Here is a 23,258-nt window from a genome sequence, read left to right as displayed (position 1 = left end):
GTCTCGGTCATCGCGTGCCTGTGGCCAAATCCCCTCAGTGGTGGGCTTTGCCTACTCTTCCACAAACCCCAAGAGCGCACGTTCGCCGTCGCGGTCTACCCAGAGACCTTCTTCGGTGATTTCGGCAACGGTCACCCCTTCGGTTAACAAATCTCCGACACGCAACAGGCGGTCACCGGTGGGGTGGCTGACGATGGCCCAGTCGCCACGGCCGTCGTCTGAGCCGGAGCGCACCATGCCCTTGAGCGTGTATCCCAAGCTTTCGATTGGTGGCGCAGGCGGGGCTGGCGGCTGCGGTTCGCTGGCAGGAGTTGGTGGTGCGGGTGGCTGGGGCTCTTCCTTGACCGCGATGCCAAAGACCGCAGGCCAGCGGCGCGGCGGTTGCGGTTCGGACCGCGCGACCTGTGGTTCGGTTGTGGTGGCGCTCGCTTGCACGGACGCAGCAGGCACAGGGGCGGTCAGTGCGGCTTGCAGTTCTACCGCTGCAAAGGCCAGCGCGGCCAGCGCGCCAAGCGTGGCAAGTGCCGCAATCAGACGCATGTCACCAGCACAGAGCTTGAAAAGGCCAGAAGGAGGATGGCGGAACACATGGGCATTGGCTGCGGAAGACCTTTCGAGATTGTGGACGCGGGCGCGCGCTTCATGGTAGGGTTTTTGCAAAGAATATAAAGAGCATGTGATGCAGGCAGTATCAATTTTCAGAACCGCTTTGACCGGCGTGTGCCTGAGTCTCGTCGTCGGGTGCGGCGGGGATGGCAACTTTGGCGGAAGCTTTTCCGACAATGGCAGTTTCCGGTCTCGTTACGAGGCGGCGCGCGGGGCGTTGGAAACCGGAAATTATGATCGGGCAAACCGGATCTATGCACAGTTGGTGGAGACAGCGGGACCGCTTGAGAGTCGTGTCCGGCTTGAATACGCGCACAGCTTGTTGCGCGGCGGCGATTATGCCGAGGCCAGCAAGCAGGCGCGGTTCTTGTCGCAGGGCAGCGAAGGGGCCGAGCGGGCAGCCGGTCTGGCGGTGTTGGGGACGGCGGAGCACGAACTGGGCCGCGCGGCGGCGCAAGCTGACGACCGGGTGGCGGCGCGCAGTCACTTCTCAACCGCGCAATCTGCGCTTGGCGAAGCGATTAAAACCAGCCCTGACCTTGATCCCGTTGGCGCGTTGGCAAGCCGGTTGAAAGACAGCCAATTGCGGCTGAAGTCGCTGGGTTAGAGACTGTTTCTTCAATACTAAAGTGTCCGGCTATTGGCGCGGGCTGAGCGTCAAATCGGCCGCAATGATGCCTGGTGTATCAGTGCGCTCAAACCGGAAGCTGGGGATTTCATAGCCCCACACCGGCTCGCTTGCGGACAGCCACAAAATCAGCGGCGTGAACCCAACAGTGTCAAAGCGCAGCACCAGCGTGCCGTCACCCGGATCTGACAAGGCGGACAGCGCGGTGCGCAAATTGGCGTCGATCAGCCGCTGTTCGACACCCGACGCGCCGATTGGCGGTGGGGCATTGTCGGGTGTTTCGGCGGACAAAAGCGCGTGTTCGGCGGCGCGGTCAGTGACCCAAACCTCTAATGCGCGGGCCTCGTGTAGGGTGCGCAACGCATCGGCGCGGGCGTCGAGCAGCGGCGCGAGCCATGCCAACCGAAGCGCCAAAGGCAGAACCAGCCCAAGCAACAGGCCGAGCAACGCGCGTTCGCGGCCCGAAAGACGCCCGAGCATATCGATCAACCGGTCGGTCACGTGCCATCCTCCAGTTGCAATTCCAGCGTCACCCCGTCCCGGTCGCCACCCGCCTCAGACCGTATCACTTCGACGCCCAGACCGCTGTCGCGCAACGCGCTGACCAGCGCCTCGGAGGCGGCGAAGTCGGCGACTTCGAGCAACAGGCGCAACCCGTCTTCAGATCGGAATTCCACCCGTTCAGGAGTGATGTCCGGCGCCGAGATGACGTCCACCGTGGCAGCAAACAGGGTAAGAGGCGGCAAGCCGTCTTCGGTATTGAGGGCAGCGGATCGGGTTTGAGCAAGCGCGCGGCTGACTTGGGCGCGCACGTCCAGAATAGGACCGCTGGGCACAAAGTTGGTGCGGACAGTTTCAAGCGTGCGGGCCTGAACGGCGCGTTTTTCGGTTGTCAGTGCGTCGATTGCTATGGTTTGGGCGGTGGCCCAAACGCCAGCGGCCAGCAGCGCCACCAACGCAGGCCAACGCCACGGCAAAACCGAGCGGCGCAGGCGGGCGCGTGTGGCAAAAGGATCGCGGCGCAGATCAAGCGCAAGTTCGCCATGGTCAAAGGATTTGGCGCGGCCGGCCTCTTGTGTGATCGGCAGTCCGGCAGCGTCAAAAAGATCAGTGAGCGCCGCAATTTCCGGCCCTTGCCAGAGTATGGATTTGGGGGCTGGACCAATTTCCAACGCGCGTTCCAGCAGCAGACGGGCCAAACCGGGATCAGCGGCAAACCCGTCGTTTAGTCCGAGACGGGCCAAGATTCTGTTGCTGTCGACATCATGGCGTAAGCTCCAGAGATCGGGCTCGACCGGCAAAGCGAGATAATCGGGCAGAACAGCACGGCAGTTGGTCGGGGCCGCCTTGATCCATGCGGCGATATCGGCGCGGTTAGCGACCAATGCGTGGGACCAGCTCTCACCACGGCCGCCAAGCAAAAAAGGGCGAATTTGCGCCGTATTAGGGTCTAATGCGGCGCTGTCACACAGTTGCCTACGGGCGACTTGCTCTCGGGTGCTGCCGCGCAGATTTGCGGGAAGATCCAGCGGCAGTACCGGGATCAGCTCTCCGGGCACCAGCGCCACCCCTTCGGGGCCGAGAGTGGGTGTGTCACCCGATTGTGTCATGCCGTTTCCTGTCTCAGGGCTGTTGGGTCAGACGATAGGCCACGCGGGGCCCAAGCGGAAGCGTGCGACGTTCAAAGACAGTGATGCGTGTCGCTTTGCGGCCACTGCCGTCAGAATTGGCGGTTGCTGTCAGGCGGGCCTCAAACCAGTCGGACCTCACGCTGAAGCGGTCTTCGTCAATTTCTCCGGCGGTCTCAAAGCCGCCGATCGCCCCAAGGCGGGTTTGGAAATTCTCGACTGAAGTGAAGGGATCTCGGGTGCGGTCAGATATCAGTTTGCTCCAGGCGGCGCGGCTGACGCCGGGCAGGACGGCGTCCAACACGTCGGCCGACGCTGTGTTGACGTTGAGTTGGCTGTCTCCGGGCAGGGCGGAGATGAAAGGAGCGAGGCGGTCAAATTCGGTGTCTCGCAAACTGGGCAGCATACGCAGTTGGTCAATCATCAGGATCGGGCCACCAGCGGGCGCAATTGGCGGCACGCGTTTGCCAAATACATCCGGCGCGCTGTTTGGCGTTAGAAAACGGGTGATGTCTTCGCCACGGGAGGCGGGCACGCCAAGGCGTTGTAGCAGGCGGGCAAAAGCGGCGCGGCTGGCGACTTCTTCGGGATTGGTGAGCCAATTGACGTTGAACCGCCCCTGCAAGTCGACGGGATCCACCGAAAGTGCCCCAAGATCGAGCGGTACATCGCGCAGCGCGCGCGCCCAGAGTTCGCCAGTGTGGTCCGCGCTGCGCGTGTCACGCATCAGGGCAGTGCGCATCATGGCTTCGCCACCGTCGAGCGTCAGGCGCAAACGGGCGGTGTCCTGATCAGCGAGGCGGCGGGCCTGCCCTTCGCCCGCCCGCGCCAGAAGCAGCACAGCAACGGCGGCCAGCGCCCCCACAAGAATGAGGGCGTTCAGCAGCACAAATCCACGCGGCGCGGTCATTGCAGCACCTCCAACACTACCAGCGTCCCGTGGGCACGGGTTTGCAGGGTGATTTCGACGGCCACTGGTAATTGGTCGGTATAGCTGTTGGTCGCAATTGGGCCGCGGTCGGAGTCCTGCGCAGGCGTCGCGGCTACTGTGGGCGCCGGATCGGCGGTGCCCGAGACCCAGCCTTGCCCGGACCAGAAACTGCGCAGCGAGAGGCCGGTCACGTCAGTAAATACAGGGATTTCCGGCGATTGTGCGGTCGCCGAGGCCGGGGACAACACTGGCCAGAGGCGGCGGGTAAGCGTGCCATCCGGGGTCACCCGCCATTCGATCCGGTGAAAGCCGAGGGCCTCGATGGGCGGTAAGTCCGGCTGGCCGGTCGTTGAAAGATGAAACCCGTCCGGCGTGGAGATCAAGGCAGAGCGTGGCGCGCCGGCGTCGGGGGGCTGAAACAGCAGCGGCACTGCGGCGGATAAATCGGCGCGCAACAAGGCGAGGGCGCGTGAGAGTTCGGCGGTTTCGGTGGCGGTGGTCTCAAGCCGGTCCCGCATCCGCAGTGTGCCGGTGAGCAATTGCAGCCCCATCACCGCGACCAGCGCAAACAACGCCATGGCGACGACCAGTTCCAGCAGCGACAGACCATGGTCGCGGAGGTCTTTGGGGGTCGCGCTCATCTGCCGGGACCCGCGCCGGGGGCGGCAAGCCAAGTGACGCGCAGCGCGCTGGGACCGCCGTCACCTTCGTTTAGCTGCGTCCGTATGATGGCCTCGGTGAAACCACCGGCTGTGCCGCGCAATTCTTGGGTGACAGAAAACCTTAGGCCGCCCATTGTGACCTCGGATGGCAGTGCGCCGCCGGTGGGCAGCCGCAGGGCTTCAGCGCGGTTTTCGGCCACCAGACCGGCCAATAAACGGACGCGTTCCTGGCCGATACTGACACCGGATTGGTCCACCGCAGCCAGCACTGCCAAAGTGCCGATTGCCATCACAAAGATAGCGACAACAAGCTCCAGTAGGGTCATGCCGGTATCGCTGTTTGGTGCGATTTTGCCTGTGTTAGGGTCTAGTTTGTGGCGCATGTCACCCCTGTCCACCCATCGCTTTGGCAAAGTGTGTATCCGGTGCCGCGACCGAAAAAGCGCATTTCATAAGCGCTGGTTTGGCCGTTTGGCAGGAAGGTGATGTCGGGCGCACCCAGCGGCCTGCTGGTGGCCGCAGGTCCCGTCGCGAGAAAGCTGGCGCGACCCCGCCAGCGGATGGTGTTTTCCGAGGTTTCCCACCCTTCCGACGTTTGCTGCATCAACGACACCCCTTTGGGGGTCACTCGCAGACCGCGGCGGGTTTGGCCGTGGATCGCGAGCGTTTGGCTGCGGTCAATCAAGGAGGTAAATCTGGCGGCATCTGCCGGTGCGCCGGCGGTGTCCTTGCGCAGAGGCAGGGAAATACCTACGGCCAAGACCGACATGACTGCGACCACCACAAGCAGTTCTATCAGGGTGACGCCGGTGTCGGCGGCGGGTCTCACTGGCCTTGGGCCCAGGACCCGATGTCAGCCTCCGCACCGCTGCCGCCGGGCACGCCGTCAGCGCCATACGAGATAATGTCGAAGTCGCCGTGCACACCGGGGGAGAGGTATTGGTATGGTGTGCCCCACGGATCAACAGGCAACCGGTCCATATAGCCGCCGGTTGCCCAGTTTTGTGGCACGGGATCGGTCACGGGCGCGGTCACAAGCGCTGCGAGGCCCTGTTCGGTGGTAGGGTAGCGGAAGTTGTCGAGCCGGTAGAGGTTTATCGCACTGGCGATGGCGGCGATGTCGGCCTGTGCACGGGCGGCGCGGGCCTGATCAGGGCGATCGATAACGCGTGGCACAATCACCAAAGCCAGAACCGACAGGATCACCACCACAACCATCAGTTCCAAAAGCGAGAAACCAGCGTCGGAGGTGCTGTCGCCGCGCGTGCTGCGCTGAGTGTCTGTGTGCATGGTCTGCCCTACTCGTCCCACCGGGTGTTGGCGGCATCATAGGCGGGGGCACGGCATGCTGGCAATTGGCAAACGTGTGCTTGGTGCGTAGAACTTCGCTATGTTTCAGACAGATGCCACCTTGATTGATGAAATTACGATCGCCGTGTTGCTGATTGTCTTGTCGCCTGCGGTGGGGTCTTTTCTCGCGGTTTTGGTAGATCGCCTGCCGCGCGGCGAAGACGTGATGATGGCGCGGTCACGGTGTCGAAGCTGCGAAAAGGCGCTGACGTGGCGAGATTTGGTGCCTGTGGCGTCGTTTGTCGTCAATCGTGGGCGATGCCGGCACTGTGGCGCCAAGGTGCCGCAGTGGTTGCTTGCGATGGAAGTGGCGGCGCTGGGCTTGGCGGGTTTGGGTGTCGCGCTTTGGCCGTATGGGTGGCCTGTTTCGGTGTTGGTGGTGGATGTGGCGCTGTTGTGGGTGCTGCTAGCGTTGTTTGCGGCAGACCTGCGGTGGATGCGGCTGCCGGATGTGTTGACTGGCGCATTGTTGGGCGTGGCTTTGTTGCGTGCGCTGCTGGTGCCATCAGGCGATCCTTTGCAAGCGTTGTTGGGGGCGGGGCTTGGCGTGCTGAGCTTTGCGATCCTGCGCTGGGCGTATTGGCGGGTGAGAGGGCGCGAAGGGCTGGGGTTGGGCGACGTCAAGCTAATGGCGGGACTCGGCGCGCTTTCGGGACCGATAGATTTACCGCTGTTGGTACTGATCGCTGCGCTTTTGGCACTTGCCGGAGCAGGTGCGGCGCGAGCGACGGGGCGGTCGCTTGTTGCGACCACTGCCTTGCCGTTTGGTGCTGCTTTGGCGTTGGCGGGAGGATTGTTGTGGCTGGCGCGGATGTTGGCGCTTTGATGCTTGCGCAATCTGTTCTGGACGCGGGCAATGGCTGAAGGCATTCTCCGGACAGACGCGCCAGAGGATGGTGGACGGTTTTTTTACAATGGACTTAGAGGTTTAATGACCCGCATTTTTGCTTTTGCAATCGCCGTAACCGCTTTGATTTCAAGCGGAGCCATGGCCCAAGAAACCGCAGACTCCACGCCGGTGCCGGCGTCGATGGAGGAGGTTGAAGCCGCGTATCGCAGTCAGGATTTTGTCGCCGCGCGGGAAGGGCTAAAGCATTTGGCGGAAACGGAACCGGCTGGCAATGTGATGTATCGCTATGCCCGTATTCTTTTGGATCCGCGAGCCGGACCCGTGGATGCGCCGGAGGCTGCCATCTGGTTGGAGCGCGCGGTTGAGGCAGATTATACACCTGCCAACACTTTGCTGGCGCGCGTCTTTTTGAGCGGTGGTGACGTGGAGCGCGATCCGGAACGCGCCGCGAAGCTGTTGCAGGACAGCGCCACCCGGGGAGATCAGGAAGCACAGTATTATCTGGCGTTGCTTTATGAGGCTGGTGACGGCGTTGCCCAGAGCGAACGGGATGCCTTTGTCTGGTATCGCGCCGCAGCAGAACTGGGACATGTCGAGGCCGCGTATTCCCTGAGCAGAGCGTATTCGCGCGGCGCAGGCACGGAATTGGACACGGAAAAAGCTTTGCATTGGCTAGAGCGGTCTGCAGGTGACGGGCATGTTGATGCGCAGTTTTTCCTCGCCAACGCGCTGGAAACCGGCAAAGGCGCCAGTCAGAACCGCAATGAGGCGCTGAATTGGTATCGGCGTGCAGCCGAAGGCGGACACATCCTGTCGATGCGCATTATTGGCACGAAATACCTTCAGGGTGAGGGTGTGTATCAAGACAATGACGCTGCCCTGATGTGGTTGACCAAGGCTGCGGAAGGCGGTGAGCCGGGAGCGTTGTATAATCTGGGGGTGCTTTATGGGACCGGTCGGATTGTTGAGCGCGACGATGCCAAGGCAATGTCGTATTTTGAAAGCGCCGCGGACACCGGCTTGTTGCGCGCGATTGGCATGCAGGCGGCCTTTTTGGAGGCAGGACGCGGGGTAGAGGCCGATCTGAGCCGTGCCGTGGGCTTGTATCAGACAGCTGCTCAAGAGGGGCATGTGCCTTCGCAGGCCGCTTTGGTGCGCCTGGCGGTTGGTGGTGACCTGGATGGGCTGACGACGCCCCATGACATGGTCGCGGTGGTGGCAGCCGCTGCGATGGATGGCGACGAGGCTGCATTGAAATGGTTGGAGCGGGCTTCTGAGGCTGGCGTTGGTCCGGCAACGACAGCCCTTGGCGCGCTGTTGCTGAATGATGCGGCGCGTGCCGATGAAGGTGTGGCGCTGATTACGAAAGCCGCGCGTCAGGGCAATGCTGTGGCGCAGTTTCAGCTGGGAGAAGCCTTTAGCACCGGCGTGGGCGTGGCGCAGGATTTCGAGGCGGCACATATGTGGTTGAACTTGTCTGCGGCGCAGGGACATCGCCAGGCCGGCCAAAGCCGTGATGTGTTGACCGATTTGATGACGCCAGAGCAAATTCAGGCCGCGCAGGCGGCGGCGCGTGCGTTTCAGCCGGAGAACCCCGTAAGAGGTTCGGATCAATGACGCTGCGGCTTTTGCGGCGTAGCTGGAGCGGGATTTTCCTTAGCTTGGGGTTGGCGCTGGGCGGGGTGGCGGTGTTGGCACAGGACACCACGCAAGCCGAAGCGGCTTTTAGCGACGCCAACCGGTTTCACGAAGGCATCGAGGTGCCGCAAAACCATGGTCGGGCCGCGGAGCTTTATCTGCAAGCGGCCGAAATGGGTCACGCCGGGGCGCAAAATCAGATGGGGAAATACCTGTTTTCCGGATTGGCGCGGGGTGGGGAAAGCAAAGCGGAAGACGCCATAGCGTGGTTGCGGGCGGCGGCAGAAAGTGGCGACGCGGGCTTTGTTTTTGATCTGGCAAAAGCGTTGGAGGCAACGGGTCAGGCGGAAGAAGCCGCGGCTTTGTATTTGCAGGCGGCGGAGTCTGGCAACACCGATGCAGCCGTCAACCTTGCGGTGTTATATCAGCATGGCAATGGCGTTGCGCAGGATTTTGCGCGGGCGCGGAAATTGTATGAGTGGCCTGCGGAGTCCGGCCATGCGCGGGCTCTTAATAATCTGGGTTTGCTGTATGTGCGGGGCGATGGGGTTACGCAGGACTATGCCAAAGCGGCAGAGCTTTTTACTGCGGCGGCGGAGCAGGGTTTGAAGCAAGCGATGACCAACCTAGGCGTGCTTTATGACAACGGGTTTGGTGTGCCGCAAAGCGATGAGACCGCCGCGATGTGGTATCGCCGTGGCGGGCGCGGCATTGAAGGTGGCCGTGTTGCAGGTATCTATGACCCGCGTCTGATGGTGCTGCCGGAAGATACTCAAACGCGTGCAGCACTGCTGCCAGATCTTTTGGTGCAAGCTGAGGCGGGGGATCCGGTGGCACAGTTTCTGGCTGGTTGGCTGTTGATGGAAGATGGCAATATGACCGCCGCTGCGCGCTGGTTTACCAAAGCTGCAGAAAAAGGCCATGTGCCGTCGATGGTCAATCTCGCACGTCTGCATTTTCTGGGGCGGGGTGTTTTGCAGGATTATGTTTTGGGGCAAATGTGGGTCACGTTGGCGATGGCTGGGGGCATGCCGGAAGCCGGTGAATTGGCGGCTGGTCTGGGTCTTGAATTGTCCCCGTCGCAATTGTTTGACGCGCAAACCGCTGCTGCCGCGCGCTGGCCCGGGATCGACCAAAGGTGACGCAGGGGCAAAAAGTTGCAAAATTGGTTAAAAATGGGTTAATATTGCACCTTGTACCCGTTAGTGTCTGGCTAAGCAGGCTGGGCAATTTTTGCGTCGCTTCAGATTTCACGGCCTGCCAAAGCTGGCGCGACTTGTAAGGACATTTGGATGGCTCGAACCTCTGTGAAACTTTTGGCATTAAGCGTGGCTTTTTGCGCGGCTGTTTCGGGCGGCGGCGTCTTCGCGTCTGAGCCGGTAAAACAACACAATTCCAATGCCTTATGGTTTGAAAACTGGGGTGACATGACAAGTGCCACTCTCAAAGTTTTTTCACCCGACGGCAAAATGGTTGAATTGTATCAACCTGCGGGCACGCCGGTTTACCAATTGCCGGGTCGAGATGTCGTGGATGGCGTGTATCACTTCGAGCTGAGCGCAGCGACGTCCGAGCGAGAAAAAATTGTCAATGTGATCGACAACGGTCGCGGCGATGCGGCCAGTGATTCGGTGGCAAAGTCCTATCACGACAGCGGGCATTTCGTGGTGTCACGCGGGGTGATCGTTGTCCCGGAAGACATCAAAGAAGACGACAACAACTAGAATACCAAATCAAAAAACATTCGGAGAAACGCTCCGAGCACTTTTTCAGGGAGATTGAAGCATGAAAAACTTTAAGATCAATAGATTCAGAGCACTTGCGGGCAGCGCCTCGGCGCTGTGTATGATGGCCGGCGTGGCGAGCGCCGACATTGTGCACGTTGATGATGTGATCATCCAATTTAGCCTTTGTGTTGGCAACGATTGTGTAAACGGTGAAAGCTTTGGGTTTGACACCATTCGCATGAAAGAGAACAACACGCGGCTGAATTTTGATGACACGTCAAGTTCAGCCAGTTTCCCGAACAATGATTGGCGGTTGATTGCGAACGATTCCTCCAACGGCGGGGCGAATTATCTTGCAATTGAAGACAGCACCGCCGGTCGCATTCCGTTCCGCGTCGAAGCGGGCGCACCGAGTAACGCTCTGGTGGTTGAGGCTGATGGCGACATTGGTATTAGTACTATCAACCCGGTGGTTGATATCCACGTGGTCGAAGGCAACACCCCGACCCTGCGTCTTGAGCAGGACGGGTCGGATGGCTTTACGCCACAGACTTATGATGTTGCCGCAAACGAGACGAACTTCTTTATCCGCGATGTGACCAACGGATCGAAGCTGGTCTTCCGCGCCAAGCCTGGTGCGCCGACAGATTCCCTGTTCATTGCTGCCAACGGCGACATTGGTATTGGTACCGATGCGCCGGGCCGGGATTTGCATATCAGGAGCACGTCGCAGGCTGATGCGCAGCAGATTCTGCTTGAAAACACCGCAGCCGGAGCGGTTCAGGTGCGAATGGAGACCACACTTGCGAGCAACCGCCGGTTTATCGGGACGTCAGGTGGCTCGCCTGTTTCGCAGATCAATTTTGGAGACAGCGAAGTCACAATTGCGGGTCCGTCCTATGCAGCGGACAAATATGCCGTGTTCAATGGCGCCGGCCTGACCATCAACGGCACTGGCTTGACCGTACCAGACTATGTTTTCGAAGATGACTATGACCTGCGTAGCCTGAGCCAGGTGCAGGCGTTTATCGATGAGAATGGTCACCTGCCAGATGTGCCTTCGGCGTCCGAGATCAACACGAATGGTTTGAACATGAACGACATGCAGTTGACGCTGCTGCGCAAGGTTGAAGAGCTAACGCTTTATACCTTGTCCCAACAGGCAGAGATTGAGCGCCTTCTGGAAGCGGTGGAATAACGTTTACCTAGCTTAAGTTAAGCAACAAAGAAGGCATTGCGTTGATTGCGCAGTGCCTTTTTTGTTGGCTGGGCTTAGAGCAATCGCCAGTCCTTACAGTTCCAATCCAGCAGCTTTTCCAGACGGCGGATGTCAGGAGTAAACAGTCCCCGCAATAGGGTCGCGAGCAGTTTTGGCATTGGGTCGTATTTGCGGGTGTGGACGGATTTTTGTTCGGGCGGTGTGATTTCGGTGACGCCAAGAAACCTGTAAATTGTCTTTAGTGTGGTGTCGTGGCGATTTCGCAGGTCGTCTGACTTCAGAATGAGACACTGATCTGGTGGAAAGTGCTTGTAGAGACGTTTAATTTGGCCGGAATAGAACCCGCGTTGCATGTAGCTGAAAACTGGAGAGTGCCGGTGTCCACTCAGAAAAAGCCGAGCTTCATTTAGGAGCGCACTGCCGAAATTGCGGTGTTCCTTGGCTTTTTGAAATTCCATAGCCCATTGTGAATAGGCGCGTTCAACGGGGTCGCGTAACAGCACAATCACCTTCATGTCGCGATTGTAGGCTTTGACTCGCGGCCAAACGGCGGGATTGAAAACGTATATTGGTGTCACATCTCCGGCCACTCGGTTCAGGGAGTCCTCAGAGAACAATTCGTGATACTCGTTGAAGTCACCATCGCGGGACCGTGGTTTGTCTTGGTCGAAGAAATGGGCTTCCCTGCGGGGCGGTTTGACAAGGCCGATCTCGGGGTGCTGAAACAGGAATGAGCTAAGGGCCCGGGTACCCGACTTCTGGGCTCCAGCAACAACAAAATCAACTTTTGGGTCAGGCCCCGCGTTCACCATCGAGCGTGATCCCCCACTCTTTACCAGGGCTACAGATCAATCATTTCGCCTGCTTCTCCCAGATATGGTGATAGTACAATAGTTTCTATCTGTGAACCGTTAGGCGCTTGCCGCGAAGTGGGCGAAAAGACAAAATGAACAAATGATAAAATCTATTGATCCGTCGCGCCAAAAACGTTTCTCCATCGCGGTACTGATGATTGTTGTCCTTGCGGTCTTGTTCTGGACGGGATCGCGTTATCCAGCTCTGGATGAAAAGGCGATGATGTCAGGGGCGATCCAATTGGAGGATCCTCTCAGTTTTGATGCTGTGGTTCCAATTGATGCGGCCATGAGCACGGTTGAGAAGATCGGGTATTCCACCCTGAATTGGTTGAACACCAACAAAAAGGGCATGACGTTTGGCGTGTTGTTTGCGGCAACTTTTCTGACCCTGATGGGATATGTCACGCAGCGCGGTTTTCGCGGGGGCTTTGCCAATGCCGCGTTGGGTTTGGTGATTGGGACGCCTCTTGGGGTGTGCGTGAACTGTGCGGCGCCGATTGCGCGGGGCATGCATGCGGGCGGGTTGCGTGCGGAAACCACTCTGGCGGCGATGATTGCTTCGCCTACATTGAACGTGGTTGTGCTGACGTTGGCGATATCACTTTTGCCGTTTTATTTGGTGGTCGTGAAAATCGCCGTGTCGTTGTTCATCATTCTGATTGCTGTTCCCCTTGTGGCGCGGCTTTTGCCAGATGAGACCCGCGCGCCCTCGCCGGACGTTCCGGCACCGCAGGGGTGGAGCGCACAAGAGCTGGGTCAGCCATCCATTGAGGGGTTAGGACTGGCGGTCGCGGGCGTGATACGAGATTTTGGCCGCAACCTTTGGTTCATCCTGCGCATGACGGTTCCGTTGATGTTTCTTGCAGGGTTTCTCGGCGCCGTGGCGATCACCCTGTTGCCCGGAGAGATGATCACAACACTTCCGTATGGGTTTCTTGCCTTGGTGGTGATTGCCGCCGTGGGGCTATTTTTGCCGGTGCCGATCGCCTTTGACGTCGTGGTTGTTGGCGTGCTGTTGGCGGCGGGGTTGTCACATGGTTACGCCATGGCTTTGCTGATCACATTGGGCAGCTTTTCGGTCTATTCCTGGTTCATTGTTACGCAATCCATGGGTCTACGGGCGGCCAATCTGATGGCGGGTGCTGTGCTGATTAGTGGAATTGTCGCAGGTGCTGCTGTGCAGGGCTGGCACAGTTATCAAAGCCGCAAGGCGCTTGAGCTTCTTACGGGAGAGGCACCATTAACGCAGCCGTTTATGGCAGCAGCAGCCAGCGAGGCGGACGGTAGCCTGGTCGTGACGGCAACTCCATTCGCGCCCCGATCGGCGTCTGCTGATACGCCGTTTGTGCGACTTGAAGCCACCAAAATTGGCATCGACAAACCGGTGGAATTTTCGATGCGGGACATGTGGCCGCCCTTTTGGGAAGGGCGCAGCCTGAGTTCAGGGGACATTGACAACGACGGAGACCTTGATCTGGTGATCGCCTCAACCGAAGTCGGGCTTTATGTCTATGCCAACGACGGGGCAGGGCAGTTCAGTCGCGTGGATGTGGCGGGTGGGCCGCTGGATGAGATGCCTGTGTTCAACGCGGTTCTGGTGGATGTCGACAATGATGGTTGGCGTGAGCTGGTGGTGGCAACCTATCGGCGCGGAATGTTTGTCATTGAGAATGACGCAGGTCAGTTGCGCACAGCGGAGCCCGCGCCATTACAAACCCGCGCAGACGCGGTTTTGGCGTTGGCGCTGAGCTTTGGCGATCCGGATCAGGATGGCGATCTGGATGTGGCTTTGGGCAACTGGGCGGCGGGGTGGTATCGGCGAATTCCGGGGGAAGAGTCGCGCAATCGTATTCTGTGGAACGATGATGGCGTCCTGACCGGCGCTCGGTTCACTGATTTGCCGGGCATTCCTGGCGAGACCTTGTCGATCCTGTTTGCGGACATCAATGCGGATGGCAATGCAGACCTGCTGGTTGGTAATGATTTCGAGATTCCGGATTATTACTATCTTGGTGACGGGCATGGTGGGTTTGACGCGATCACCTTTCAGGATGGGTTGGTCGAACACGTGCCAACCACCACGATGGGGATCAAGGTGGCGGATTTGATGAACGACGGTGTGCCCGAAGTCTATGCGGTGCAGATTGCTGGCCGGTCATCGGGGGTGTCTGATCGGCTCAAGATGCAGCCGTTGGCGCAGTACTGCGACGCGATTGAGCAGGCAGACGCGCGCGCGACTTGTCAGGAGAACATGGCGATCAAACGGTGGTACAAGTCGGGCAACAATTTTAACCCGAGCTACGCCAGCAAGTGCCAAACCTTGCTGGGTCGGCAAGCCGCCGAGTGCAAGGCGATGTTGATCAAGGATCTGGCAATCCAGAAACGCGACCCCAAAGTGTGTCGGCTGATCCCGGCGGACCAATGGGTTGCGCAAAGCTATTGCGAGCTGCATTTTGCGCCGCCGCGCAAGATCACCAGCGCGGAAGCTGACGCCGCCTTGCCCCAGATAAAACGCGCAAACGTGCTGTTGGAGAGTGAGACGGCAGGCGGGCCTTTGATGGATTCGGCGGCGGCGCGTGGCCTAGAGGTTGGCGGCTGGAGCTGGGACACCAAAGTGGCGGATTTCGACAACGATGGCTTTCAGGATGTTTACATCGTGAATGGCACATGGGTGCCCAACGAAGTCAGCCCGTCAAACCTGTTTTTCCACAATAAGGGGGACGGCACATTTTCTGAGGCGTCAGGCGCCTTCGGTCTCGAGGACTACCTTATGACGGCCGCTGCGACGGCTTTTGATATGGATGGGGATGGGGATCTGGACATCATCAGCCAGCCTGTGAACGGGCCGGTTATCGCCTTTGTTAACGCGGGGCAGACCGGCAATGCGGTGGTGCTTGGACTTAGCGACATGCGTGGCAATCGGGACGGGATAGGCGCGCTTGTGACGGTGACAGATGACCTTGGTGTCATTCGTACGCGCGAGGTGCAACTGGGTGGCGGTTTCATGAGCTTTGATGCGCCAGAGGTGCATGTGGGCCTTGGTCAGGCCAGCCGGATTGTCAGCGGCAAGGTGCGTTGGGCAGATGGCGTTGAAACGCCTTTGCCGCAGGCACTTGAGGCGGGCAATCGGTATCAGGTGTCCCGACAGTGAAACGGAAAACGGGCCCCCGAAGGGACCCGCTTTTTGGATCACAACTCTGCGCCGGATCAGAAGATAAAGTCGTTTGCGCCGAGATCCGCGACATCCACGCCAAGCAGGGTCAATGAGTTGCCGCCGCCGGTATCAATCACCACATTGCCGCCCGCAGTGGAAACAATGTGATTGGCCAGAAGATCGGCGATGTCGGTGATCGCGCTGACACTGGAGAAGTCGATGTCTTCGTTGCCATTGGTGGCGTTGAAATCGGTGATCGTGTCATCACCGTGACCATCCGCAAAGACAAACACGTCGGCATTGCCGCCGCCGGTCAGCTCGTCGTTGTCAAGCCCGCCGTCCAGCGTGTCAAAGCCGCTGCCGCCGACCAACGTATCGTCACCGCCGCCGCCACGCAGCGAGTCGTTGTTGTTTTCGCCATAAGCTCGGTCGTTGCCGCCGTCGCCTGAGAAGACATCATTGCCGCCGCCGCCAAAGAAGCGATCATTGCCGTTGCCACCTTCACCGGTGTCATTGCCATCGCCACCATAAAGGTGATCCGCACCGCCACCGCCCAGCAAAATGTCGTCGCCATCGCGGCCATACAATGTGTCAGACCGGGTGCCACCATCAAGGCGGTCATTGTCTTCACCGCCATCAAGACGGTCATTGCCGTTGCCGCCGATCAGCGTGTCGCGCCCTTCGTCACCCAGCAGGGTGTCGTTGCCGCCGTTGCCGCGCAACAAATCGTTGCCGATGCCGCCGTCTACGGTATCGTTGTTAAAGCCACCGGACATCGTATCCGCGCCGTTGCCACCCAAAAGCCGGTCGTCGTCGCTGCCGCCGTAAATGCGGTCCGCGCCGCCACCGCCGCTGATCGTGTCGTTGCCAGCACTGCCCAAAAGCGAGTCATCGCCAGCATTGCCCAACAGGGAGTCCGCCCCGCCAAGACCGGTGATGGTGTCATTGCCAGCCAGGCCGTCAATGGTATCGGGGGTGGAGGTGCCGTCGATGACGTCGTCGCCGGTTGTGGGCGCGGGCGAGCCGCCCAGCAAGACCGCGAGGGTCACTGTGCCGCTGGAGAAGCGGAAGAACTCGAAGTTGTCGAAGACGTCGGTGCCGTCTGACGAGGTGATCCGAACGGATCCGCCGCCCAGATCTGTTACCGTTACACTCGCCAGAGTGGCGTTGATCACGGCCGTGTCCGAGCCTGCGCCGCCGTCGATTGAATCGTTGCCGCCGCCGCCGGTGATTTCGTTGTCAGCGTCATTGCCGGTGATGGTGTCGTTGCCGGACCCGCTGATGAGGTTTTCGAGAACTGTGCCTTCAGCGATCCCAACGTTGCCAGTACCGCCGGCAATGTTTGAGAAATACCCCCCGCGCATATCAATGCGGTTGTTGGTCGTTGCAGGCGAGAGGTCAAATGTGTCAGTGCCGCCATTGTCAAAAATGGTGAACGCAACAGCGTTGTTTGCGACCGAGGAATTGTTCACACCATCAAACACTTCACCAAAGAGAGTCGCCCAATAACCGCCCAGATTGGTGTTAGCCCCCCAAGTGGTGTTGCCATTGGTCGCGGTGCTTGCGCCGTAGAGGTTCTGGCCAGCGACGATGTCCGCCATCATCAGGCTTACGATGTAAGCAAAGGAGGCGTTAGTTGACGTGTTTTCTGTTTGGCTGAAGTATGACATGATCGACATCTGCCAACTGTCGTTGGAGAATGTTTCGTCAATGCCATAGGTTGCCGATCCGTTGTATCCACCCTGGTGTCCCAGACCAAGCGCGTGGCCGATCTCGTGGATATAAGTTTGCAGGCTGTACGTACCTATCTGCGTGCCTGAATTGGACAGCCACGCTGTTGAAACATTGATGTCGGAGCTGATGATATTGCCACCGCTCGTGCTGGTCGTGGCGTAGGCGCCGCTGTCATTGTCGTCAAACGTGATATCGGCCGAGCCGCTGGTTTCGACAAATTCCAGGTCAACAACGGCTTCCCAGACTTCCAGAGCCCAGCGGGCCAGTGCGAGGCCATCAGCGGTCAAACCGGTGAGGTTAACAGTGATTACATTGCTGGAGGACGTGTCAAACGATCGGCCGGAGGCACCATTGAAATTCCAGTACCCGTCAGTGAGGTAGTTCGCCAATTCATCCAAAGTGGCTGGGGTAGGCGCCGCCGCTTCGGTAACGCTCATGGTATATGACCCGGTGCCGGCATCGTTAAATGAACCGGCGGCTACATAGAAAGTGCCACTGTATCCAGCGATGAAAGAAACAAATGAATTGGTATTTGACGGATAATTGATGTCGTCATTAAAATAGATCAACGAACCGGAAGAGTCATAGATACGCAGATAAGTGTCGGCAGAAAACGACGACAATGCGACTTCGTAATTTGAACCGGATGTCAGGTTGACCGCGACCCAATCGCGGTCACCAACAAAACCCAAGGATCCAGAAAACGTGTCACCGACCGACATTGTGGCCGAAGTTCCCGTACTAGCGGCCGCATCACCACTTTCAAAAATGGTAGCAAGACTCGGGTCACCGCCGTCGGGGCCTTCACCAGGGTGGCGACCGGGGTCAAATGTAGATGTTGCGGAGCACAAGAAACACATGGGATTGCATCCTTTTAAATTCGGTTGTCTGAAACAGGCGTTACCAAATGGTCATCGGGTGAAGAGGTCCGGCGATGACTTCAGTAGGCCTTGTGCAAACTTTGGGTAAAAATTAGCGGACATGGTTTTGTCCATGACATTGAAATCGACCGTCGGGCCGACGTTGAGTTCTGAGTTTTTTGCGGTGCGCCATTCCAGGTGCCCGCCAATGCCGGTATCTGAAATATTTGACAGGCGCAGTGTCAGGGCAATGTCCCCGTTCTTCAGGACTGCGTCCGTGCCAGCATCGCTTTGGCGGATATCGGTGTTGGGCCTTGTTTCGGTGATCGCATTGATCAGCGCGTCACAAAGTGCTGCCGGGTCCGGCACATCCTGCGGGCAGGACAATGTGATCACGTTTTGAGATGAGCTGTCGCCCATTGCATACCCTCCTCCTGGGTTGAGGTGCAAAAAACAGAGAGAAAGCACACCAAACACACGAAACGAACGCGCGAACAGCAGCCACTCTCTTGGAATATCCAATGGTTTTTCCCTCATGGACCCCGTAAATGTTGCTGTTTCCAGCGCATCTAAGGCCCCCACCCAAGATTTCGACACAAGCTATACACTAATAGATTTTTAACCTTTTGCGAGTCTTTTTACAGACAAAAGCGCCGCGGACAATGGAGGATTTCCTCCATAGACTGCAGCCTCTTAGAGGCGACCTAGCGCTGCGGCCACCCAGAGAGCAAAGGTGCTGGAACGGGACTGTCGGTAGAGCTTTAGATGACGCATTTCAATCAAGCGTTGAGTGACCGGCATTTTGCGCAGCGCTGCAAAGGCATCGAGCTGAGCGGTGGCGTGCGGGGTCAGGTGCGCGCGGTGGGACTGAAGGGCGCGGATGTTCACATCATTCCAATCCCTGAAATCGCCCTGCAACATCCGCTTTAAGCGCTGACCTTTGGCCCGCCAACCGGTGTTGGCGCCCACTTCGTTGTCAGCGTGCTGACGATAAAGCAGCGTCGGCGTGTTGTCGTGGAACACCTGTCCTCCAGCGCCTGTGATCAGTTGATAAGACCACCAGTCGTGCATCACGACCTCCTTCGCCTCAGGCGCCGCCTGCATCAACAGTCGGGCGCCTACAGGGTTCAAAAGAATTGTGTTCCCGGCCGCAATGTTCTGAGCGAGAGCGTTGCGAAAGCCCGGCGGACGCGGACGGGCGGTTGAGTGTTTTCGCCCGCCAAGCTGCGCATCAACGACCCAAGTCCGGCTGCAATAGAGCGCCGGATGGGTGGCGTCCAAGGTTTGCAGAGCGGACACCGCGAGTGACAGCTTTTCGGGCAACCAGACGTCATCCTGATCGCAGTACGCCAACCAGTTGTCTGCGGGAAAGTGGTCAGGCGCGCGCGCAACGAGTGACATGAAATTGGCCGCAGCGCCGTTGCCAGGTCCGTCCAAAACCGTAACGGGATGATGCTTTGCAAAAGCTTGCAGGATTGCACGTGTCGCGTCGGTTGATCCGTCGTCGCTGACCAAAAGAGACCATGATCCGTGGCTTTGTGCGGCCAGGCTGTCGAGTTGCTCCTGCAGGCAGTCCGCACCGTTATAAACCGCCATCAGGATGCCAACATGCGGTGTAGGCAGCAGCGAGGGAACACGTACAGAAGGGTCGGAGGTAACGGACATAAGCGGGCCACCACAAAGAGTTTGTCCCTGTGGGGTAAAACAGTGAGGCCGACCCGTCCAGCCCTGCGGTGTCTGTTCGGCAGGGTTTTGTGGGAAGGCAACACCCGGAAGAAGGCCTGCGTACGGTAGATTTAGCCGGTGTAGAGAAAGGGACGGCAAGTTCTGTAGCCACAGCAGCAACACACAGGACACATGATGTCGGACCGATCCCCCAATTTGGACATGCCATTCCTGATGCCATCGCAGGCCCAGAAACATGTCACCCATAACGAGGCGTTGCAGGTTTTGGACGCCATTGTGCAACTGACCGTAGGCGGGTTTGGCGCCACGACCCCGCCGTCGGCACCGGAGGCAGGCGACCGCTATGCGCTGGGCAATGGTGCGAGTGGTGACTGGGCCGGTCAGGACGGCTTGTTGGCGCATTGGGATGGCACCGGCTGGATGTTTATCGCGCCGCAATCCGGTTGGCGCGCCTGGGGACAGGCCGAAGCCGAGATGCGCGTGTACGGCAGCGGAGGATGGGTCGTGCCATCGCATCCTCTTCTGGGCGTAAACACCAACGCCGACAGCACCAATCGGCTGTCGGTGTCTTCGGCAGCAACTTTGTTGAGCAACGAAGGCAACGGTCACCAGCTTAAAATAAACAAGGCTGACACGTCAGATACGGGCTCGCTGTTGTTTCAGACAAACTGGACCGGTCACGCGGAAATGGGTCTGGCGGGGGACGATAATTGGTCAATCAAAGTGTCCGCAGACGGCGCCACCTGGACCGAGGCACTGCGTGTCGATAATGCATCCGGCTTGGTTTCGGGTGCCGCCGTTCAGGCCGACGGCGCAGATCACACGCCGGGAAGGTTGATGCGGGCGGACTATGGCTATGGGCCGGCCAATCTGGTTGGCACGGTGAGCCAAAGCGGCAACGTGCCGACAGGTGCTGCAATCGAACGGGGCAGTTCTGCGAATGGTGACTTTACTAAATTTGCCGATGGCACGTTGGAGTGCTGGGCGACTGTTGATCTGGCTTTTGCGGCCAATTCCCGATTGACGGGAACTTGGGATTTCCCCGTCGGTTTTGTCGCTCAGCCAATTGTGTCAGGCAGTGTTAATGCCACTTCGTTCAAGGACAATGCGACCCCGAATATCGCGGAGATTGGCGCGCTTGTGTTTGAACCTATTGGTGTTGGATCGTTATCGATGCGGGCGGTGTTGTACCGGCTGAGCGGCACGACTAATTTTGACCCTGCGGATTCCACCGAAGCTTATGTGCGGGCAATTGGTCGGTGGTATTAAAAGGATTCCGCACCAAACGGCGCGGCCCAAGTCAATCCGACCCAAAAATGTCGCGGGTGAAAATCTTGTCCGCGACATCGTCCAGATCCGCAGAGGCCCGGTTGGCGATGATCACGTCAGCCTCGGCCTTGAACGCGTCCAGATCACGGAAAACACGTGAGTGAAAGAACTCATCTCCCTGAAACGCCGGCTCATAGACAATCACCTCGATGCCCTTGGCCTTGATCCTTTTCATGATGCCCTGAATGGAGCTTTGCCGGAAATTGTCTGATCCTGCCTTCATTACCAGCCGGTGCACGCCCACCACTTTGGGCCGCCGTGCGATGATGCTGTCGGCAATGAAATCCTTGCGGGTGCGGTTGGCGTCCACGACCGCGCGGATCAGGTTCTGCGGCACCTCGGAATAGTTGGCCAGCAACTGTTTGCTGTCTTTAGGCAGGCAATAACCGCCGTACCCGAAAGACGGGTTGTTATAATGATGCCCGATGCGTGGATCATGCCCGACACCTTCGATGATCTGACGGCTGTCCATGCCAAGCGCGAGTGCGTAGCTGTCCAATTCGTTGAAATAGGCGACCCGCATCGCAAGATAGGTGTTGGCGAACAGTTTGATCGCTTCTGCTTCGTCAGAGCCGGTGAACAGCACAGGCACGTCCTGATCAAGCGCGCCCTGACGGAGCAGCTCAGCAAACTTTTTGCCGGAATCGGTGTCGGAGCCGACGATAATTCGCGAGGGGTGCAGGTTGTCGTAAAGCGCGCGGCCTTCGCGCAGAAACTCGGGACTGAACACCACGCGGTTGGTGTTCATTTCGGCATTTACCCGCTTGGTAAAGCCGACTGGAATGGTCGATTTGACAACAATCAGCGCTTTGGAGTTGACCGAAAGCACATCGCGGATCACCGCCTCGACCGAGGACGTGTCAAAGAAATTTGTGTTGGAATCATAGTTTGTCGGGGTGGCCACAACCACAAAATCGGCGCCTTCAAACGCCGCATTTGCGTTGGTTGTCGCGGTCAGAGCCAGCTCTTTTTCAGCCAAATACTGTTCGATCTCTGTGTCTTCGATCGGCGACTGGCGCGCGTTCAATTGTGAGACGCGATCCTCGGAGATGTCGACAGCCACAACCGTGTTGTTCTGGGCCAGAAGAATGGCGTTGGAAAGCCCGACATACCCGATACCGACAACTGCAATTTTCATAAACCGATGCGCCCGTCATAAAGTTCTTTGGCCACAAATGCCATGAAGTAGGTCTTCGCACAAGCGACACAGCCGTCGGTGCGGCATTGGTGAAACGTCACCCGCCGGTTCGTTGGTTCAGCCCAGCAATTTGCCCAGTTTCATGGCGACACTCATGTCGCCCGAGACTTTGAGCTTGCCCGTCATGACGCCGGTCATGGGGTTGAGTTTGCCAGTCAACAGCTTGATCAGATTGTCCTGGGTGATCTTGATGGTACAATCGGCGTCGCGGTCTTGTTGCGACGCCGTGCCATCCGCCAAAACCACAACACCCTCGTCGCCGCAATCAAACTTCAGTGACCCGTCAAAAGCCTTGGATTGCAGTTCTTTCTGCATCCGCTCGACAACCTGTTCCAGCATGAACTCTATCCTCAAAACCTGTGATGATGCAGCCGTGGCAGGCGTTGGATAGTTAGGCAAGTGTGACGTTTCGGAACCATCAATTGGCGTTCGTGGAAAGTGATACCCACATTCATCCGGAGTTGCGGGACGCAAGGGACAAAAGCGGTTTTGATCCTTCGGTGTAGGCGGATCTTTAAAGCCTCTGGCGCCAAAATCAAAATCGGTGACCGGACTGCTCTGCAACTTGAAGTGATAGAGGTGATGTGGAGGAAGAAATGGTGCCCAGAAGATGCACCAACTCATTGTTTTTAAATGTTTAACATTGTTCACTCTTGCGCCATATCCCCTTAAAAATATGAACCAACCTGTCCTGCAATGTCTTGCTCTGTCCGGTGGCATCCACTAGCTTAAGGGGGATAATTAGGTGGATAGAACATGCGGGCGCAAAACAGACTTTCAGCTTCATTCGTGAAATCTGCACCAACCGGAAAGCACTGCGATGGCGCTGGGCTTTGGCTGGTGAAGCGGAACGATGGTGGTGCACAGTGGGTACTGCGTGTGACGGTTCACGGACGGCGGCGAGAGATGGGCCTTGGCGGATTCCCAACGCTCGGGCTTGCCGAAGCACGCAAAGCCGCTCAGCGCTGGCGAGACGTGGCCGCAGGTGGCCGCGACCCTATCAAAGAACGTGAAGCCGAAGAGCGGGCGGCGCGGCGTGAAGATTTTTCCCTGTCCATTATCACGGCTGACGCTTTTGAAGCGCGTAAAGCCGAACTGAAAGGCGATGGCACAGCGGGCCGGTGGCTTTCGCCCCTGAACATTCATGTTTTGCCAAAGCTTGGTCGCGTGCCGGTGACGGATCTGGATCAACGCGACTTCC

At 58.4% G+C, this 23,258-nt stretch carries 23 protein-coding genes; 9 read left to right on the top strand and 14 right to left on the bottom strand.

Annotated features, from left to right (window positions below):
• Positions 1 to 51: 51 nt before the first annotated feature.
• Positions 52 to 540, bottom strand: coding sequence for a type II secretion system protein N (locus tag SHIM_RS18520; protein WP_054004185.1), 489 nt, complete (start codon positions 538 to 540; stop codon positions 52 to 54).
• 139 nt (positions 541 to 679) lie between these two features.
• Between SHIM_RS18520 and SHIM_RS18515 the strand changes: the two genes are divergently transcribed.
• Positions 680 to 1,213 (top strand): hypothetical protein, encoded by a 534-nt coding sequence (locus tag SHIM_RS18515; protein WP_054004184.1) that lies wholly within the window; start codon positions 680 to 682, stop codon positions 1,211 to 1,213.
• A gap of 30 nt (positions 1,214 to 1,243) precedes the next feature.
• Here the strand turns inward: SHIM_RS18515 and gspM are convergent, their stop codons facing one another.
• The 7 genes from gspM to gspG are packed head-to-tail and all read right to left on the bottom strand — an operon-like array spanning position 1,244 to position 5,745.
• On the bottom strand, positions 1,244 to 1,735 hold the full coding sequence (gene gspM, locus SHIM_RS18510; RefSeq protein WP_054004183.1) for a type II secretion system protein GspM: 492 nt from the start codon (positions 1,733 to 1,735) through the stop codon (positions 1,244 to 1,246).
• Positions 1,732 to 2,844: a type II secretion system protein GspL gene (gene gspL, locus SHIM_RS18505; RefSeq protein WP_054004182.1), complete on the bottom strand. Its 1,113-nt coding sequence runs from the start codon at positions 2,842 to 2,844 to the stop codon at positions 1,732 to 1,734. The genes gspM and gspL overlap by 4 nt, the downstream gene beginning before the upstream one ends.
• 13 nt (positions 2,845 to 2,857) lie before the next feature.
• Entirely contained in the window at positions 2,858 to 3,772 is a 915-nt protein-coding gene (gspK, locus tag SHIM_RS18500; protein ID WP_054004181.1) for a type II secretion system minor pseudopilin GspK, read from the bottom strand.
• On the bottom strand, positions 3,769 to 4,434 hold the full coding sequence (locus SHIM_RS18495) for a type II secretion system protein GspJ (protein WP_054004180.1): 666 nt from the start codon (positions 4,432 to 4,434) through the stop codon (positions 3,769 to 3,771). Before SHIM_RS18495 ends, gspK begins: the two co-directional genes overlap by 4 nt.
• Complete coding sequence (locus SHIM_RS18490; RefSeq protein ID WP_054004179.1) at positions 4,431 to 4,838, bottom strand: prepilin-type N-terminal cleavage/methylation domain-containing protein; 408 nt, start codon at positions 4,836 to 4,838, stop codon at positions 4,431 to 4,433. The genes SHIM_RS18495 and SHIM_RS18490 overlap by 4 nt, the downstream gene beginning before the upstream one ends.
• Positions 4,823 to 5,284: a prepilin-type N-terminal cleavage/methylation domain-containing protein gene (locus SHIM_RS18485; protein WP_054004178.1), complete on the bottom strand. Its 462-nt coding sequence runs from the start codon at positions 5,282 to 5,284 to the stop codon at positions 4,823 to 4,825. Before SHIM_RS18485 ends, SHIM_RS18490 begins: the two co-directional genes overlap by 16 nt.
• A complete protein-coding gene (gene gspG / locus SHIM_RS18480; RefSeq protein ID WP_054004177.1) occupies positions 5,281 to 5,745 on the bottom strand; it encodes a type II secretion system major pseudopilin GspG in 465 nt (154 codons plus the stop codon). The genes SHIM_RS18485 and gspG overlap by 4 nt, the downstream gene beginning before the upstream one ends.
• Before the next feature lie 100 nt (positions 5,746 to 5,845).
• Between gspG and SHIM_RS20640 the strand changes: the two genes are divergently transcribed.
• The 5 genes from SHIM_RS20640 to SHIM_RS18455 all read left to right on the top strand — a co-directional run bounded on the left by SHIM_RS20640 (position 5,846) and on the right by SHIM_RS18455 (position 11,218).
• A complete protein-coding gene (locus SHIM_RS20640; protein WP_054004176.1) occupies positions 5,846 to 6,631 on the top strand; it encodes a prepilin peptidase in 786 nt (261 codons plus the stop codon).
• A gap of 105 nt (positions 6,632 to 6,736) precedes the next feature.
• Entirely contained in the window at positions 6,737 to 8,272 is a 1,536-nt protein-coding gene (locus SHIM_RS18470; protein ID WP_054004175.1) for a tetratricopeptide repeat protein, read from the top strand.
• Positions 8,269 to 9,435, top strand: a complete 1,167-nt coding sequence (locus SHIM_RS18465) for a tetratricopeptide repeat protein (protein ID WP_054004174.1) — start codon at positions 8,269 to 8,271, stop codon at positions 9,433 to 9,435. The genes SHIM_RS18470 and SHIM_RS18465 overlap by 4 nt, the downstream gene beginning before the upstream one ends.
• Before the next feature lie 285 nt (positions 9,436 to 9,720).
• Positions 9,721 to 10,017 carry a hypothetical protein gene (locus SHIM_RS18460; RefSeq protein WP_152926609.1) on the top strand — a complete coding sequence of 99 codons (297 nt, stop codon included), beginning with the start codon at positions 9,721 to 9,723 and terminating at the stop codon, positions 10,015 to 10,017.
• Positions 10,018 to 10,078: 61 nt separating this feature from the next.
• Positions 10,079 to 11,218 (top strand): hypothetical protein, encoded by a 1,140-nt coding sequence (locus SHIM_RS18455; RefSeq protein ID WP_054004172.1) that lies wholly within the window; start codon positions 10,079 to 10,081, stop codon positions 11,216 to 11,218.
• 74 nt (positions 11,219 to 11,292) lie between these two features.
• Here the strand turns inward: SHIM_RS18455 and SHIM_RS18450 are convergent, their stop codons facing one another.
• Positions 11,293 to 12,051, bottom strand: a complete 759-nt coding sequence (locus SHIM_RS18450; RefSeq protein WP_054004171.1) for a sulfotransferase domain-containing protein — start codon at positions 12,049 to 12,051, stop codon at positions 11,293 to 11,295.
• Between the two features lie 142 nt (positions 12,052 to 12,193).
• On the opposite strand from SHIM_RS18450, the gene SHIM_RS18445 reads away from it, so the two are divergent.
• Positions 12,194 to 15,247, top strand: coding sequence for an FG-GAP-like repeat-containing protein (locus SHIM_RS18445; RefSeq protein WP_054004170.1), 3,054 nt, complete (start codon positions 12,194 to 12,196; stop codon positions 15,245 to 15,247).
• Between the two features lie 56 nt (positions 15,248 to 15,303).
• Here SHIM_RS18445 and SHIM_RS18440 read toward each other — a convergent pair whose 3' ends face one another.
• The 3 genes from SHIM_RS18440 to SHIM_RS18430 all read right to left on the bottom strand — a co-directional run bounded on the left by SHIM_RS18440 (position 15,304) and on the right by SHIM_RS18430 (position 19,509).
• Positions 15,304 to 17,844, bottom strand: a complete 2,541-nt coding sequence (locus SHIM_RS18440; RefSeq protein ID WP_082358472.1) for a M10 family metallopeptidase C-terminal domain-containing protein — start codon at positions 17,842 to 17,844, stop codon at positions 15,304 to 15,306.
• A 51-nt stretch (positions 17,845 to 17,895) separates the two neighbouring features.
• Positions 17,896 to 18,441 carry a hypothetical protein gene (locus SHIM_RS18435; RefSeq protein ID WP_152926608.1) on the bottom strand — a complete coding sequence of 182 codons (546 nt, stop codon included), beginning with the start codon at positions 18,439 to 18,441 and terminating at the stop codon, positions 17,896 to 17,898.
• Between the two features lie 96 nt (positions 18,442 to 18,537).
• Complete coding sequence (locus tag SHIM_RS18430) at positions 18,538 to 19,509, bottom strand: glycosyltransferase family 2 protein (RefSeq protein WP_054004167.1); 972 nt, start codon at positions 19,507 to 19,509, stop codon at positions 18,538 to 18,540.
• 195 nt (positions 19,510 to 19,704) lie between these two features.
• Between SHIM_RS18430 and SHIM_RS18425 the strand changes: the two genes are divergently transcribed.
• The gene (locus SHIM_RS18425; RefSeq protein WP_054004425.1) at positions 19,705 to 20,799 is read left to right on the top strand and encodes a DUF2793 domain-containing protein; all 1,095 of its coding nucleotides are present in this window, start codon (positions 19,705 to 19,707) and stop codon (positions 20,797 to 20,799) included.
• Between the two features lie 31 nt (positions 20,800 to 20,830).
• Here the strand turns inward: SHIM_RS18425 and SHIM_RS18420 are convergent, their stop codons facing one another.
• Positions 20,831 to 21,997: a nucleotide sugar dehydrogenase gene (locus SHIM_RS18420; RefSeq protein WP_054004166.1), complete on the bottom strand. Its 1,167-nt coding sequence runs from the start codon at positions 21,995 to 21,997 to the stop codon at positions 20,831 to 20,833.
• A 117-nt stretch (positions 21,998 to 22,114) separates the two neighbouring features.
• Positions 22,115 to 22,396: an SCP2 sterol-binding domain-containing protein gene (locus SHIM_RS18415; protein WP_054004165.1), complete on the bottom strand. Its 282-nt coding sequence runs from the start codon at positions 22,394 to 22,396 to the stop codon at positions 22,115 to 22,117.
• A gap of 450 nt (positions 22,397 to 22,846) precedes the next feature.
• Here SHIM_RS18415 and SHIM_RS18410 point away from each other — a divergent pair.
• Positions 22,847 to 23,258: Arm DNA-binding domain-containing protein (locus tag SHIM_RS18410; RefSeq protein ID WP_342585522.1), on the top strand; the 412-nt coding region annotated here is incomplete at its 3' end.

Source organism: Shimia sp. SK013 (genome assembly GCF_001292625.1).
Taxonomy (GTDB): domain Bacteria; phylum Pseudomonadota; class Alphaproteobacteria; order Rhodobacterales; family Rhodobacteraceae; genus Shimia.
The sequence above is the reverse complement of the archived record's forward strand: the minus strand, read 5'-3'. Positions and strand labels throughout refer to the sequence as shown.

Bases quoted from the DNA above. Each gene is read 5' to 3' on its own strand.
- SHIM_RS18520 (WP_054004185.1), bottom strand. From the start codon at position 540: ATGCGTCTGATTGCGGCACTTGCCACGCTTGGCGCGCTGGCCGCGCTG.
- SHIM_RS18515 (WP_054004184.1), top strand. From the start codon at position 680: ATGCAGGCAGTATCAATTTTCAGAACCGCTTTGACCGGCGTGTGCCTG.
- gspL (WP_054004182.1), bottom strand. From the start codon at position 2,844: ATGACACAATCGGGTGACACACCCACTCTCGGCCCCGAAGGGGTGGCG.
- gspK (WP_054004181.1), bottom strand. From the start codon at position 3,772: ATGACCGCGCCGCGTGGATTTGTGCTGCTGAACGCCCTCATTCTTGTG.
- SHIM_RS18495 (WP_054004180.1), bottom strand. From the start codon at position 4,434: ATGAGCGCGACCCCCAAAGACCTCCGCGACCATGGTCTGTCGCTGCTG.
- SHIM_RS18490 (WP_054004179.1), bottom strand. From the start codon at position 4,838: ATGCGCCACAAACTAGACCCTAACACAGGCAAAATCGCACCAAACAGC.
- gspG (WP_054004177.1), bottom strand. From the start codon at position 5,745: ATGCACACAGACACTCAGCGCAGCACGCGCGGCGACAGCACCTCCGAC.
- SHIM_RS20640 (WP_054004176.1), top strand. From the start codon at position 5,846: ATGTTTCAGACAGATGCCACCTTGATTGATGAAATTACGATCGCCGTG.
- SHIM_RS18470 (WP_054004175.1), top strand. From the start codon at position 6,737: ATGACCCGCATTTTTGCTTTTGCAATCGCCGTAACCGCTTTGATTTCA.
- SHIM_RS18465 (WP_054004174.1), top strand. From the start codon at position 8,269: ATGACGCTGCGGCTTTTGCGGCGTAGCTGGAGCGGGATTTTCCTTAGC.
- SHIM_RS18460 (WP_152926609.1), top strand. From the start codon at position 9,721: ATGACAAGTGCCACTCTCAAAGTTTTTTCACCCGACGGCAAAATGGTT.
- SHIM_RS18455 (WP_054004172.1), top strand. From the start codon at position 10,079: ATGAAAAACTTTAAGATCAATAGATTCAGAGCACTTGCGGGCAGCGCC.
- SHIM_RS18450 (WP_054004171.1), bottom strand. From the start codon at position 12,051: ATGGTGAACGCGGGGCCTGACCCAAAAGTTGATTTTGTTGTTGCTGGA.
- SHIM_RS18445 (WP_054004170.1), top strand. From the start codon at position 12,194: ATGATAAAATCTATTGATCCGTCGCGCCAAAAACGTTTCTCCATCGCG.
- SHIM_RS18440 (WP_082358472.1), bottom strand. From the start codon at position 17,844: ATGTGTTTCTTGTGCTCCGCAACATCTACATTTGACCCCGGTCGCCAC.
- SHIM_RS18430 (WP_054004167.1), bottom strand. From the start codon at position 19,509: ATGTCCGTTACCTCCGACCCTTCTGTACGTGTTCCCTCGCTGCTGCCT.
- SHIM_RS18425 (WP_054004425.1), top strand. From the start codon at position 19,705: ATGTCGGACCGATCCCCCAATTTGGACATGCCATTCCTGATGCCATCG.
- SHIM_RS18420 (WP_054004166.1), bottom strand. From the start codon at position 21,997: ATGAAAATTGCAGTTGTCGGTATCGGGTATGTCGGGCTTTCCAACGCC.
- SHIM_RS18415 (WP_054004165.1), bottom strand. From the start codon at position 22,396: ATGCTGGAACAGGTTGTCGAGCGGATGCAGAAAGAACTGCAATCCAAG.